The organism is Streptomyces sp. NPDC004266, from assembly GCF_042874095.1.
GTDB lineage: Bacteria > Actinomycetota > Actinomycetes > Streptomycetales > Streptomycetaceae > Streptomyces.
This window is the reverse complement of sequence record NZ_JBIAMM010000004.1, coordinates 12,415-26,686: the sequence shown is the minus strand read 5'-3', so window position 1 is coordinate 26,686 and position 14,272 is coordinate 12,415. Positions and strand designations below refer to the sequence as shown.

The window sequence follows — 14,272 nt, the reverse complement described above, 5'->3', positions numbered from 1 at the left end:
GTCATGAGCCGTTCCGCCCACCCCGCCGGGCCCCGTCACGCCGATGTCCTGCCCGAGGGGCACTACTCCGCGCCGCCCACCGACCTCAACCACCTCGATCCCAAGGTCTGGGCCCGGACCGTGGGCCGGGACGAGCGCGGGGTCGCCACCGTCGGCGGCATCGCGGTCGACGCCCTCGCCGAGGAGTTCGGCACGCCCGCCTACTTCCTCGACGAGGCCGACTTCCGCGCCCGCTGCCGCGCCTGGGCCGACGCCTTCGGCAAGGACGCCGACGTGTTCTACGCCGGCAAGGCCTTCCTCTCCCGTGCCGTCGTGCGGTGGCTGAAGGAAGAAGGACTCAATCTCGACGTGTGTTCCGGGGGCGAGCTCTCCACCGCTCTCTCCGCCGGGATGCCCGCCGAGCGGATCGCCTTCCACGGGAACAACAAGAGCGAGGACGAGATCCGCCGGGCCGTCGAGGCCGGGGTCGGGCGGATCGTGCTCGACTCCTTCCAGGAGATCGTGCGGGTCGCCCACGTCGCGCAGGAGCTGGGGAAGCGGCAGCGGGTGCAGATCCGCGTCACCGTCGGCGTCGAGGCGCACACGCACGAGTTCATCGCCACCGCCCACGAGGACCAGAAGTTCGGCATCGCGCTGGCCGGCGGGCAGGCCGCCGAGGCCGTGCGGCGGGCCCTCAAGCTCGACGGTCTCGAGCTCATCGGGATCCACTCCCACATCGGGTCGCAGATCTTCGACATGGCCGGTTTCGAGGTGTCCGCTCGGCGCGTCGTCCAGCTGCTCGCCGAGGTGCGGGACGAGCACGGCGTGGAGCTGCCGGAGATCGACCTCGGGGGCGGTCTCGGCATCGCGTACACGTCCGAGGACGACCCGCGCGAGCCGCACGAGATCGCCAAGGCGCTGAGCGAGATCGTGACGCGGGAGTGCGAGGCCGCCGGGCTGCGGACCCCTCGTATCTCCGTGGAGCCGGGGCGGGCCATCGTCGGCCCCACCGCCTTCACGCTCTACCGGGTCGGCACCGTCAAGCCGCTCGAAGGGCTGCGGACGTACGTGAGCGTCGACGGCGGCATGTCGGACAACATCCGCACCGCGCTCTACGACGCCGAGTACAGCGTGAGCCTCGTCTCGCGGACCAGTGAGGCCGAGCCGATGCTCTCCCGCGTCGTCGGCAAGCACTGCGAGAGCGGCGACATCGTCGTACGGGACGCCTTCCTGCCCTCGGACCTGGCGCCCGGCGACCTCATCGCCGTGCCGGCCACCGGGGCGTACTGCCGCTCCATGGCCAGCAACTACAACCACGCGCTGCGGCCGCCCGTCGTCGCCGTCCGCGACGGCGCGGCGCGGGTCATCGTCAGGCGCGAGACGGAGGAAGATCTCCTGCGTCTCGACGTCGGCTGATGAAATAGTCGAGTGACGAAATAGATGTCTCAGGATCCGGACGAGGGGCTGAATCCCCCGTCCGGTGAGTGAGACTGGTTCCACCGTAGAAATACGACGACGAAGTAGTACGAGAAACGAGGTCGGATGATGCGTACGCGTCCGCTGAAGGTGGCGCTGCTGGGCTGTGGAGTCGTCGGCTCAGAGGTGGCGCGCATCATGACGACGCACGCCGACGACCTCGCCGCGCGCATCGGCGCACCGGTCGAGCTCGCCGGTGTGGCCGTCCGCCGGCCCGACAAGGTCCGCGGGGGAGTCCCCGCGGAGCTGATCACCACCGACGCGACCGCCCTGGTCAAACGCGGGGACATCGACGTCGTCGTCGAGGTCATCGGCGGGATCGAGCCGGCCCGCACCCTCATCACCACCGCCTTCGAGCACGGCGCCTCCGTCGTCTCGGCCAACAAGGCGCTGCTGGCCCAGGACGGCGCGAGCCTGTACGCCGCCGCCGAGCAGCACGGGCAGGACCTGTACTACGAGGCCGCCGTCGCCGGCGCCATCCCGCTCATCCGGCCGCTGCGCGAGTCCCTCGCCGGCGACAAGATCAACCGGGTGATGGGCATCGTCAACGGCACCACCAACTTCATCCTCGACAAGATGGACACCTCGGGCGCCGGGTACTCCGAGGCGCTCGACGAGGCCACCGCCCTCGGGTACGCCGAGGCCGACCCGACCGCCGACGTCGAGGGCTTCGACGCCGCCGCCAAGGCCGCCATCCTCGCCGGGATCGCCTTCCACACGCGCGTGCGCCTCGACGACGTCTACCGCGAGGGCATGACCGAGGTCACCGCCGCGGACTTCGCCTCCGCCAAGGAGATGGGCTGCACCATCAAGCTGCTCGCGATCTGCGAGCGGGCCGCCGACGGCGGGTCCGTCACCGCGCGCGTGCACCCCGCGATGATCCCGCTCAGCCACCCGCTCGCCTCCGTCCGCGAGGCGTACAACGCGGTCTTCGTCGAGGCGGAGGCCGCCGGGCAGCTCATGTTCTACGGCCCCGGGGCGGGCGGCTCGCCGACCGCCTCGGCCGTGCTCGGCGACGTCGTCGCCGTCTGCCGCAACCGTCTCAACGAGGCGACGGGCCCCGGCGAGTCCGCGTACACCCAGCTGCCCGTGAGCTCCATGGGCGAGGTCGTCACGCGGTACCACATCAGCCTCGACGTGGCCGACAAGCCGGGCGTCCTCGCCCAGGTCGCGACGGTCTTCGCCGAGCACGGCGTATCCATCGATACGGTGCGCCAGCAGGGCAAGGACGGCGAGGCCTCCCTCGTCGTCGTCACCCACCGCGCGCCCGACGCCGCCCTCTCCGGGACCGTCGAGGCGCTGCGCAAGCTCGACACCGTGCGCGGTGTCGCCAGCATCATGCGTGTTGAAGGGGAGTAAGGACCCATGACCCACAAGGGCACCCACCAGTGGCGCGGCATCATCGAGGAGTACCGGGACCGCCTTCCGGTCACGGACACGACGCCGGTCGTCACGCTCCGTGAGGGCGGCACGCCGCTCGTCCCCGCTCAGGTCCTCTCCGAGCGCACGGGCTGCGAGGTGCACCTCAAGGTGGAGGGCGCCAACCCCACCGGCTCCTTCAAGGACCGGGGCATGACCATGGCTATCACCCGGGCCAAGGAGGAGGGCGCCAAGGCGGTCATCTGCGCCTCCACCGGCAACACCTCCGCCTCGGCGGCGGCCTACGCGGTCCGCGCCGGCATGGTCTCGGCCGTCCTCGTGCCGCAGGGCAAGATCGCGCTCGGCAAAATGGGCCAGGCCCTCGTGCACGGCGCGAAGATCCTCCAGGTCGACGGCAACTTCGACGACTGCCTGACCCTGGCCCGCAGCCTCTCCGAGAACTACCCGGTGGCGCTGGTCAATTCGGTCAACCCGGTCCGCATCGAGGGTCAGAAGACCGCCGCGTTCGAGATCGTGGACATGCTGGGCGACGCCCCCGACATCCACGTCCTGCCGGTCGGCAACGCGGGCAACATCACGGCGTACTGGAAGGGGTACCGCGAGTACGCCGAGGACGGTCTCGCCACCCACCGCCCGCGCATGTGGGGCTTCCAGGCCTCCGGCTCCGCCCCGCTGGTGCGCGGCGAGGTCGTCAAGGACCCGTCGACGATCGCCACCGCGATCCGCATCGGCAACCCGGCCTCGTGGGACTACGCGATCGCCGCGCGCGACGAGTCGGGCGGCTTCATCGACGAGGTGACGGACCGTGAGATCCTGCAGGCCTACCGCCTGTTGGCCGCCCAGGAGGGCGTCTTCGTCGAGCCCGCCTCGGCCGCCTCGGTCGCCGGTCTGCTGAAGGCCGCCGCGCAGGGCAAGGTCGACCCCGGCCAGAGGATCGTCTGCACGGTCACCGGCAACGGCCTCAAGGACCCCGACTGGGCCGTCGCCGGCGCGCCGCAGCCGGTCACCGTCCCGGTCGACGCCGCCGCCGCCGCCGAGCGCCTCGGCCTGGCCTGAAAACGGCCAGGGCCCACCGGTTCCTGATCGGGTGAAACCCGATCAGGAACCTACATAGAGGCACAGGATGGCTCGCGACACGCATCGTGCGCCTCCTGTGCGCCCTATGTCGCCACAGAACCTTCCTTCGATAGGCTGTACCGAACCCGCCCCGACGCATATGCGCGGTGTCGTTGCCGTTGTCGCCCCCGCGGCCGAAACGGCCCCCGGGTCCCCGAGTACTTCTCTTGAATACCCGTTGTCTGAAACACCGTTTTCGCGATCAAGGAGAGTCAACGAGCGATGGCCGGTCCAGCGTTCCGCGCCGCCGCCGTACGGGTGCGCGTCCCCGCCACCAGCGCCAACCTCGGCCCGGGCTTCGACGCCTTCGGCCTGTCGCTGGGGCTCTACGACGACGTCGTCGTCCGGGTCGCCGACTCCGGGCTGCACGTCGACATCGCCGGCGAGGGCGCCGAGACGCTCCCGCGCGACGAGAGCCACCTGCTCGTACGCTCCCTGCGCACGGCCTTCGACCTGCTCGGCGGACAGCCGCGCGGCCTCGAGGTCGTCTGCGCCAACCGCATCCCGCACGGCCGCGGCCTCGGCTCCTCCTCCGCCGCCATCTGCGCCGGCATCGTCGCCGCCCGCGCCGTGACCATAGGCGGGGACGCCAGGCTCGACGAGGCCGCCCTCCTGGAGCTGGCCACCGAGATCGAGGGCCACCCCGACAACGTCGCCGCCTGTCTGCTCGGCGGATTCACGCTCGCCTGGACCGAGGCCGGTGCCGCGCGGGCGATCAGGATGGATCCTTCGGATTCCATCGTTCCGGTGGTTTTCGTCCCCGGAAAGCCCGTACTGACCGAGACCGCCCGCGGACTCCTGCCGCGCACCGTCCCGCACGTGGACGCCGCCGCGAACGCCGGGCGCGCCGCCCTCCTCGTCGAGGCCCTGACCCGCCGCCCCGAGCTGCTGCTCGCGGCCACCGAGGACCGGCTGCACCAGGAGTACCGGGCTCCCGCGATGCCGGAGAGCATCGCCCTCGTGAACCGGCTGCGCGCGGACGGCGTCCCCGCGGTCATCTCCGGCGCGGGCCCCACGGTCCTCGCGCTGGCCGAACACGGGACGGCCGACAAGGTCGCCCGCCTCGCGGGCGAGGGCTGGGCCGCGAACCGGCTCGACCTCGACGCGTCCGGAGCGAGTGTCCTGCCGCTGGCGCCCTAGGCGCGAGGCGGCCGGGGCGCCGGGCAGCGCCTCGGACAGGAGATTGCCGGTGAGGGAGAGGGGGAATGTTTGTTGGAGCCGGTAGTGTTAACCTCAAGTCTGCACCCGACCTCTTTGTGGAGCGGTGCGGAGTGTCCCCATCAGGGACCACCCTTCTTCCGGGAGCCTCCCCAACTGCCTGAGCAGCCTGCCTGAGCAGTTTCGAGCACGCTCCGGAACCGGCACGACACCCCTCGCTCTTCTGCATGAGGGCCGAGCAGGGGGCGCTCGGGCCGGACCCACAGCACGTTTCCTCTCTCCGCCGTACCCGGCGGGACCACCGCCCCGGACACGGTCCACGAACCAGGACCCTGCCGGACAGCACAACCGGTCGCCGAGCCAGATGGCCGACGTCCGCTCCAGGGAAGGACCCTTCGTGAGCGACACCACCGATCTGATGGGCGTGACTGCCGACAACAGTGTCGACACCGCCGCGCCCGCCGCAGGTGCCACCGGCACCGCACGGCGCCGCCGCTCCGGCACCGGCCTCGAGGGCATGGTCCTGGCCGAGCTGCAGCAGGTCGCGTCCGGCCTCGGCATCAGGGGCACCGCGCGGATGCGCAAGAGCCAGCTGATCGAGGTCATCAAGGAGGCGCAGGCGGGAGGCTCCGCCGCCCCGGCCAAGGCCGCCGACGCCGCCGAGGCCAAGCCGAAGCGCCGCGCCACCTCCAAGGCCCGCACGGGCGAGGCCGCCGAGGCCGCCGCTCCCAAGGCGGAGAAGGCCGAGAAGGCCGTCGCCCAGCAGCAGATCGACATCCCGGGCCAGCCGGCCGCCGACGACGCCCCGGCCGGTGAGCGCCGTCGTCGCCGCGCCACCGCCCCCGCCGGTTCCCCGGAGGGCGAGACCAAGGCCGAGGCCGTCCAGGTCGTCAAGACCGAGGCCCGCACCGAGACCCGCGAGGTCAAGGCCGAGCCGCAGGCCGACGCCAAGGCCGAGGCCGTCGTCGACGGCGTCGAGGGCCGTGGCCGTCGTGACCGCGGCGAGCGCGGGGAGCGCGGCGACCGCCGTGACCGCCGTGACCGTCAGCGGGACCGCAAGGGCGACGAGCAGCAGGGCGGTGGCCAGGGCGGCCAGCGCCAGCGCCAGGGTGGTCAGGGCCAGGGCGGCCAGGGCCAGCAGGGTGGCCAGCAGGCCGGCCCGCAGGACGACTACGACGACGAGGCGGGCGGCCGTCGCGGGCGTCGCGGTCGCTACCGCGACCGCCGTGGCCGTCGTGGCCGTGACGACTTCCAGGCCGGCGAGCCGCAGGTCGCCGACGACGACGTCCTGATCCCCGTCGCGGGCATCCTGGACATCCTCGACAACTACGCGTTCATCCGGACCTCCGGCTACCTGCCCGGCCCGAACGACGTGTACGTCTCCCTCGCCCAGGTCCGCAAGAACGGCCTGCGCAAGGGTGACCACGTCACCGGCGCCGTGCGTCAGCCGAAGGAGGGCGAGCGCCGCGAGAAGTTCAACGCGCTGGTCCGCCTGGACTCCGCGAACGGCATGGCCGCCGACTCCGGCCGTGGCCGCCCGGAGTTCAACAAGCTGACCCCGCTCTACCCGCAGGACCGGCTCCGTCTGGAGACCGACCCGGGCGTGCTGACCACGCGGATCATCGACCTCGTGTCGCCGATCGGCAAGGGCCAGCGCGGTCTGATCGTGGCCCCGCCGAAGACCGGCAAGACCATGATCATGCAGGCGATCGCCAACGCGATCACGCACAACAACCCCGAGTGCCACCTGATGGTCGTCCTGGTCGACGAGCGTCCGGAAGAGGTCACCGACATGCAGCGGTCGGTCAAGGGCGAGGTCATCTCCTCGACCTTCGACCGTCCGGCCGAGGACCACACCACCGTCGCCGAGCTGGCCATCGAGCGCGCCAAGCGCCTCGTGGAGCTGGGTCACGACGTGGTCGTCCTGCTCGACTCCATCACCCGCCTGGGCCGCGCGTACAACCTCGCGGCGCCCGCCTCCGGCCGCATCCTGTCCGGTGGTGTCGACTCGACCGCGCTCTACCCGCCGAAGCGCTTCTTCGGTGCCGCGCGCAACATCGAGGACGGCGGCTCGCTGACCATCCTGGCCACCGCGCTGGTCGACACCGGCTCGCGCATGGACGAGGTGATCTTCGAGGAGTTCAAGGGCACCGGCAACATGGAGCTCAAGCTCGACCGGAAGCTCGCCGACAAGCGCATCTTCCCGGCCGTCGACGTCGACGCCTCGGGCACGCGCAAGGAGGAGATCCTGCTCGGCAGCGACGAGCTCGCCATCACCTGGAAGCTGCGTCGCGTGCTCCACGCGCTCGACCAGCAGCAGGCGATCGAGCTGCTGCTCGACAAGCTCAAGCAGACGAAGTCGAACGGCGAGTTCCTGCTCCAGATCCAGAAGACGACGCCGGGCGGCAACAACGACTGACGCGAGAGCTGCGTCACACGACGAGAGCCGGGCCCCGATCCCGTAACCCCGTCGTGACCTGCGTGAACCACTGCGCCCACCGTGTCCGCACGGTGGGCGCAGTGCCGTTTCCGGCCGGAGCCCGCTCAAACCTCACAGGCCCGCGTGCAACCCTTTCGGGTGCTTCGCCGTCACAGAAGGTGAATCCTAGGGCTGAGGGAAGACGATGACCGAGCAGAGCAAGAGCGGGCGCGCGCGGGGCGCGGGCAGCGGCCGGCGTCGCAAACAGCCCGCCCGACGGCGCAAGGCACCGATCCTGATATCGGGGGCCGCGGCGGTCCTCGTCCTCGGCGGCGCCGGACTCGGCTACGTGTACCTCAAGCTCGACGGCAACCTCCAGGGCGTCGACATCAACGCCCAGCTCGGCACCGAGCGCCCCCACGACGTCGACAACGGCTCCCTCGACGTCCTCGTCCTCGGCTCCGACTCCCGCTCCGGCGACAACGGCGAGTACGGCAAGGACGAGGGCGGCGCCCGCTCCGACACCGCGATGGTCGTGCACGTCTACGAGGGTCACAAGAAGGCGAGCGTCGTCTCCATACCCCGCGACACCCTCGTCACCCGGCCCTCCTGCGCCGACGGACAGGGGACCACCGTCCCCGGCGAGCGGCGGGCCATGTTCAACACCGCGTACGAGGTCGGCGGCCCCGCCTGCGCCGTCAAGACCGTCGAGTCGATGTCCGGCATCCGCATGGACCACTACATCGAGGTCGACTTCACCGGCTTCAAGAAGCTCATCGACGAGCTCGGCGGCGTCGAGATCACCACCACGCAGGCCATCAAGGACTCCAAGAGCCACCTCGACCTCGCCCCGGGCACGCACACCCTCGACGGCGAGCAGTCCCTCGGCCTCGTCCGCACCCGCAAGAGCGTCGGCGACGGCAGCGACCTCGGCCGCATCCAGCTCCAGCAGGCCTTCATGAAGGCCTTCATCGGCCGGGTCAGGAGCGTCGGCGTCCTCACCAACCCGGCCAAGCTGTACGGCCTCGCCGACGCCGCCACCAAGGCCATCACGCCCGACTCCGAACTCGACTCGGTCCAGAAGCTGATGGGCTTCGCCAAGGGACTCTCCGGCATCGGCGCGGGAAACGTCCACATGGTCACCCTGCCCGTCGAGTACGACCCCCGGGACCCCAACCGCGTCGTCCCCCTCGAAGCGCAGTCCCGGCAGGTCTGGAAGGCGCTGGAGAAGGACCTGCCGATCCCCGCGTCGGCCACGAAGGACACCGCCACCGGCAAGGCCGACGGCCTCGTGAAGTAGCCCGGGACGAGCCCGGGAAGAGCCCGGGAATACCTGTGGACCGACCCCCGTTTTGGGAGATGCGGCCGGTCCTGGCAGACTGGTACGTCGGCCCCGGTTCACGCTGTCCGCAACCCGCGGCGGCGACCCGGCGCCCTCCCGAAACTAGGAGACACCTTGAAGCGCGAGATCCACCCCGAGTACGTCGAGACCCAGGTCAGCTGCACCTGCGGCGCGTCGTTCACCACCCGCAGCACCCTCACCGAGGGCACCATCCGTGCCGAGGTCTGCTCCGAGTGCCACCCGTTCTACACGGGCAAGCAGAAGATCCTCGACACCGGCGGCCGCGTGGCCCGCTTCGAGGCCCGCTTCGGCAAGGCCGGCTCCGCCAAGTAGCGAGCCCCTGCGCCGGTCCTCGGCCGCCCCGTGCGGGTGGCCGGGACCGGCGCTTTGCCGTCCCGTAGCAACTGACGAAAACCCCAGGAGCCCCCGATGTTCGAGGCGGTCGAGGAACTGGTCGGCGAGCACGCCGACCTCGAGACGAAGCTCGCGGACCCGTCGGTCCATGCCGACCAGGCGAACGCGCGCAAGCTCAACAAGCGCTACGCCGAGCTGACCCCGATCGTCGCCACCTACCGCTCCTGGAAGCAGACCGGTGACGACATCGAGACCGCCCGCGAGCTGGCACACGACGACCCGGACTTCGCGGCCGAGGTCAAGCAGCTGGAGAAGGACCGGGAGGAGCTCACCGACAAGCTCCGCCTGCTCCTCGTCCCGCGCGACCCGAGCGACGACAAGGACGTCATCCTGGAGATCAAGGCGGGTGCGGGCGGCGACGAGTCCGCGCTCTTCGCCGGCGACCTCCTCCGGATGTACCTGCGGTACGCCGAGCGCGTCGGCTGGAAGACCGAGATCATCGACGCCACCGAGTCCGAGCTCGGCGGCTACAAGGACGTCCAGGTCGCCGTGAAGACCAAGGGCGGCAACGGCGCCACCGAGCCCGGCCAGGGCGTCTGGGCGCGGCTCAAGTACGAGGGCGGGGTGCACCGCGTCCAGCGCGTGCCCGCCACCGAGTCCGCCGGCCGCATCCACACCTCCGCCGCCGGCGTGCTCGTCACGCCCGAGGCCGAGGAGGTCGACGTCGAGATCCACGCCAACGACCTGCGCATCGACGTCTACCGCTCGTCCGGCCCCGGCGGCCAGTCGGTCAACACCACCGACTCCGCGGTCCGCATCACCCACCTGCCGACCGGCATCGTCGCCTCCTGCCAGAACGAGAAGAGCCAGCTCCAGAACAAGGAGCAGGCCATGCGCATCCTGCGCTCCCGGCTCCTCGCCGCCGCCCAGGAGAAGGCCGAGGCCGAGGCCGCCGACGCCCGCCGCAGCCAGGTCCGCACCGTCGACCGCTCCGAGAAGATCCGCACGTACAACTTCCCGGAGAACCGGATCTCCGACCACCGCGTCGGCTTCAAGGCGTACAACCTGGACCAGGTGCTCGACGGCGACCTGGACGCCATGATCCAGGCCTGCGTCGACGCCGACTCGGCGGCGAAGCTCGCCGCAGCGTAAGGCCCCCCTCAAGCCAGCCCCACCCCCGCACCACGGAGGACCAGCGTGAACCTGCTGCTTGCCGAGGTGGCCCAGGCCACCCAGCGGCTGGCCGACGCCGGCGTTCCCTCACCGCGTTTCGACGCCGAGGAGCTCGCCGCGTTCGTGCACGGCGTCAAGCGGGGGGAGCTGCACAACGTCAAGGACGCGGACTTCGACGCCCGCTACTGGGAGGCCGTCGCCCGCCGCGAGGCGCGCGAGCCGCTCCAGCACATCACCGGGCGGGCGTTCTTCCGCTACCTGGAGCTCCAGGTGGGGCCCGGCGTCTTCGTGCCCCGCCCGGAGACCGAGTCGGTCGTCGGCTGGGCCATAGACGCCGTGCGCGCCATGGACGTCGTCGAGCCGCTCATCGTCGACCTGTGCACCGGCTCCGGGGCCATCGCCCTCGCCATGGCCCAGGAGGTGCCGCGCTCGCGCGTGCACGCCGTCGAGCTCTCCGACGACGCCCTCGTGTGGACCCGCAAGAACGCCCAGGGCTCCCGCGTCACCGTCCACCAGGGCGACGCGCTCAGCGCGCTCCCCGAGCTGGACGGCCAGGTCGACCTGGTCATCTCCAACCCGCCGTACATCCCGCTCACCGAATGGGAGTACGTGGCGCCCGAGGCCCGCGACCACGACCCGGAGATGGCCCTCTTCTCCGGCGAGGACGGCCTCGACACCATCCGCGGCATCGAGCGCACCGCCCACCGGCTCCTGCGCCCCGGCGGCCTCGTCGTCATCGAGCACGCGGACACCCAGGGCGGGCAGGTGCCGTGGATCTTCAACGAGGAGGCGGGCTGGGCCGACGCCGCCGACCACCCGGACCTCAACAACCGGCCGCGGTTCGCGACCGCCCGCAAGGCGATGCCATGAGCAAGCACGACGTGTACGAGGAGGACGGGAACTGATGGCACGGCGATACGACTGCAACGAGGCGACCGACCGCGTGACCGGCCTGCGCGAGGCCGCGTCCGCCGTCCGCCGGGGCGAACTCGTCGTGCTGCCCACCGACACCGTGTACGGGATCGGGGCGGACGCCTTCAGCAGCGAGGCCGTCGGGGACCTGCTGTCCGCCAAGGGCAGCAGCCGCAACATCCCCACGCCCGTGCTCATCGGCTCCCCGAACACCCTCCACGGCCTGGTCACCGACTTCTCGGAGCAGGCCTGGGAGCTCGTCGACGCCTTCTGGCCCGGCGCGCTCACCCTCGTCGCCAAGCACCAGCCGTCCCTCCAGTGGGACCTGGGCGACAGCCGGGGGACCGTCGCCATCCGGATGCCGTTGCACCCCGTCGCGATCGAACTGCTCACCGAGGTCGGCCCGATGGCCGTCACCTCGGCCAACCGCACCGGCCACCCGGCGCCGGAGGACTGCGACGCGGCCCAGCAGATGCTCGGCGACTCCGTCTCCGTCTACCTCGACGGCGGTCCCACGCCCGGAATCGTTCCTTCTTCCATCGTCGACGTCACGGGCAAGGTGCCGGTGCTGCTGCGCGAGGGCGCGCTCTCCCCGGAGGAGCTCCGGAAGGTCGTACCCGACCTCGAGGTGGCCAGTTGACCGCCCCTGAGGGGCGTGGCATAGCGGGGTACGAAGACAGCGAAACCTTCCGCATCCTCCACGTCAGCACCGGCAACGTCTGCCGCTCGCCGATCACCGAGCGGCTGACCCGCCATGCCCTGAGCGACCGCCTCGGCGACCCCCTCGGCGGCGGTCTGATCGTGGAGAGCGCGGGCACCTGGGGCCACGAGGGCGCCCCCATGGAGGCCAACGCGGAACTGGTCCTCGCCGACTTCGGCGCGGACTACAGCGGCTTCGTGGGCCGTGAGCTCCTCGACGAGCACGTCATCCGGGCCGACCTGGTCCTGACCGCGACCCGCGACCACCGGGCGCAGGTCATCTCGATGGGCCATTCGGCGGGTCTGCGCACCTTCACCCTGAAGGAGTTCACCCGGCTGGTCCGCGCGATCGACCCGGCCACGCTCCCGGACCCGCGCGACGAGGGCATGGTGGAACGCGCACGGGCCCTGGTCCGAGCGGCCGCGGCTCTACGCGGGTGGCTCCTGGCCCCGTCGGTGGACGCCGACGAGGTCAACGACCCGTACGGCGCCCCGATCACCTTCTTCCGCTCGATCGGCGACGAGATCAACCAGGCGCTGGACCCGGTGGTCACGGCCCTGACGGGCGTCTCGGCCAAGCGCTGAGGGGCGCGGCCCCGCCCGGCGGTCGGAGGCCGCCGCAGCGTGCCGATGCCCGGGAGGCCCCTCGGGGCCGAGCGGTGCGAGGGGCGCGTCGGAGAAGGGGCTCGACCAGGCGCTGGACCCGGTGGTCACGGCCCTGACGGGCGTCTCGGCCAAGCGCTGAGGGGCGCGGCCCCGCCCGGCGGTCGGAGGCCGCCGCAGCGTGCCGATGCCCGGGAGGCCCCTCGGGGCCGAGCGGTGCGAGGGGCGCGTCGGGAGGAGCCGACAGGCGGGGCGGGGCGGGGCTGCCTACATTGGTGCTGACATCCCTCCACGTCCGGAGTCAGCCATGTCCGTCACCGCGCCGCCCGATGAGGAGCTCGACGTCCTGCGCCGGCAGGACCCCGAGGTCGCCGACGTGCTGCTCGGCGAGGTGCGGCGGCAGGCCGACAGCCTGCAGCTGATCGCGGCCGAGAACTTCACCTCGGCCGCCGTCCTCGCCGCCCTCGGCTCGCCGCTCGCCAACAAGTACGCCGAGGGCTATCCGGGCGCCCGGCACCACGGCGGCTGCGAGTACGCCGACGCGATCGAGCGGATCGCCGTCGAGCGGGCCACCGCGCTCTTCGGAGCGGACCACGCGAACGTGCAGTCCCACTCCGGCTCCTCGGCCGTCCTGGCGGCGTACGCGGCCCTTCTCAGGCCCGGTGACACGGTCCTGGCCATGGGGCTCGGCCACGGCGGGCACCTCACGCACGGTTCGCCCGCGAACTTCTCCGGCCGCTGGTTCGACTTCGTGCCGTACGGCGTCGACGCCGAGACCGGGCTCGTCGACTACGAGCAGGTCGCCGCGCTCGCCCGCCACCACCGTCCGAAGGCGATCGTCTGCGGCTCCATCTCGTACCCCCGCCACCTCGACTACGCGCTCTTCCGCGAGATCGCCGACGAGGTCGGGGCGTACCTGATCGCCGACGCCGCCCATCCCATCGGCCTGGTCGCCGGGGGAGCGGCCCCCAACCCCGTCCCGTACGCCGACGTGGTCTGCGCGACCACCCACAAGGTGCTGCGCGGGCCGCGCGGCGGAATGATCCTGTGCGGCGAGGAGCTCGCGGGCCGGGTCGACCGGGCGGTGTTCCCGTTCACGCAGGGCGGCGCCCAGATGCACACGATCGCGGCCAAGGCGGTGGCCTTCGGCGAGGCGTCCACGCCGGCGTTCACGGCGTACGCCCATCAGGTGGTCGAACATGCCCGGGTCCTCGCGGCCGCGCTCGCCGCCGAGGGCTTCGCGGTGACCACGGGCGGCACCGACACCCACCTCATCACCGCCGACCCGGCGCCCCTCGGCGTCGAGGGCCGCACCGCCCGCGCCCGGCTCGCCGCCGCCGGCATGGTGCTGGACACCTGCGCCCTGCCGTACGGGGAGGGCCGGGGGATCCGGCTCGGCACCGCGGCCGTCACCACGCAGGGGATGGGCGCCCCGGAGATGGCAAGAATTGCCGCACTGTTCACCGTGGCGCTGCGGGATGACGCCGGGGAAACGGCCCGGGTACGCGCGGAGGTACGGGAGCTGACCTCCCGATTTCCCCCGTATGGGCGCTGACGGGAGCCCGAGCGCAACCGTTCGGATGCCCCCGGTGTCTCAAACCACATGGACGGCACGGCTAGGGTGTGGGGCTGAGATGGCCAGCGATTCCTGTGGGGCAGCC

At 71.7% G+C, this 14,272-nt stretch carries 12 protein-coding genes; all 12 read left to right on the top strand.

Annotation, left to right across the window (positions count from 1 at the left end):
• Positions 1 to 3 precede the first annotated feature (3 nt).
• The 12 genes from lysA (at position 4) to glyA (ending at position 14,166) form a co-directional block, all read left to right on the top strand.
• On the top strand, positions 4 to 1,395 hold the full coding sequence (gene lysA, locus ACFYUZ_RS11290; RefSeq protein ID WP_389307807.1) for a diaminopimelate decarboxylase: 1,392 nt from the start codon (positions 4 to 6) through the stop codon (positions 1,393 to 1,395).
• Between the two features lie 126 nt (positions 1,396 to 1,521).
• Positions 1,522 to 2,814 (top strand): homoserine dehydrogenase, encoded by a 1,293-nt coding sequence (locus tag ACFYUZ_RS11285; RefSeq protein ID WP_389307805.1) that lies wholly within the window; start codon positions 1,522 to 1,524, stop codon positions 2,812 to 2,814.
• Between the two features lie 6 nt (positions 2,815 to 2,820).
• Positions 2,821 to 3,891 (top strand): threonine synthase, encoded by a 1,071-nt coding sequence (thrC, locus tag ACFYUZ_RS11280; RefSeq protein ID WP_389307803.1) that lies wholly within the window; start codon positions 2,821 to 2,823, stop codon positions 3,889 to 3,891.
• A gap of 282 nt (positions 3,892 to 4,173) precedes the next feature.
• Positions 4,174 to 5,091 carry a homoserine kinase gene (gene thrB, locus ACFYUZ_RS11275; protein ID WP_389307802.1) on the top strand — a complete coding sequence of 306 codons (918 nt, stop codon included), beginning with the start codon at positions 4,174 to 4,176 and terminating at the stop codon, positions 5,089 to 5,091.
• A gap of 415 nt (positions 5,092 to 5,506) precedes the next feature.
• Entirely contained in the window at positions 5,507 to 7,528 is a 2,022-nt protein-coding gene (rho, locus tag ACFYUZ_RS11270; RefSeq protein ID WP_389307800.1) for a transcription termination factor Rho, read from the top strand.
• A gap of 205 nt (positions 7,529 to 7,733) precedes the next feature.
• On the top strand, positions 7,734 to 8,828 hold the full coding sequence (locus ACFYUZ_RS11265; RefSeq protein ID WP_389307798.1) for an LCP family protein: 1,095 nt from the start codon (positions 7,734 to 7,736) through the stop codon (positions 8,826 to 8,828).
• 156 nt (positions 8,829 to 8,984) lie between these two features.
• Positions 8,985 to 9,203, top strand: coding sequence for a 50S ribosomal protein L31 (rpmE, locus tag ACFYUZ_RS11260; RefSeq protein ID WP_030321069.1), 219 nt, complete (start codon positions 8,985 to 8,987; stop codon positions 9,201 to 9,203).
• A gap of 96 nt (positions 9,204 to 9,299) precedes the next feature.
• Entirely contained in the window at positions 9,300 to 10,376 is a 1,077-nt protein-coding gene (gene prfA / locus ACFYUZ_RS11255) for a peptide chain release factor 1 (protein WP_225804677.1), read from the top strand.
• Between the two features lie 45 nt (positions 10,377 to 10,421).
• On the top strand, positions 10,422 to 11,267 hold the full coding sequence (gene prmC, locus ACFYUZ_RS11250) for a peptide chain release factor N(5)-glutamine methyltransferase (protein ID WP_389307796.1): 846 nt from the start codon (positions 10,422 to 10,424) through the stop codon (positions 11,265 to 11,267).
• Positions 11,268 to 11,301: 34 nt separating this feature from the next.
• Positions 11,302 to 11,949 (top strand): L-threonylcarbamoyladenylate synthase, encoded by a 648-nt coding sequence (locus tag ACFYUZ_RS11245; protein WP_389307794.1) that lies wholly within the window; start codon positions 11,302 to 11,304, stop codon positions 11,947 to 11,949.
• Positions 11,946 to 12,593 (top strand): protein-tyrosine-phosphatase, encoded by a 648-nt coding sequence (locus tag ACFYUZ_RS11240; protein ID WP_389307793.1) that lies wholly within the window; start codon positions 11,946 to 11,948, stop codon positions 12,591 to 12,593. Before ACFYUZ_RS11245 ends, ACFYUZ_RS11240 begins: the two co-directional genes overlap by 4 nt.
• Positions 12,594 to 12,918: 325 nt before the next feature.
• Positions 12,919 to 14,166: a serine hydroxymethyltransferase gene (gene glyA / locus ACFYUZ_RS11235; protein WP_389307791.1), complete on the top strand. Its 1,248-nt coding sequence runs from the start codon at positions 12,919 to 12,921 to the stop codon at positions 14,164 to 14,166.
• Positions 14,167 to 14,272 lie beyond the last annotated feature (106 nt).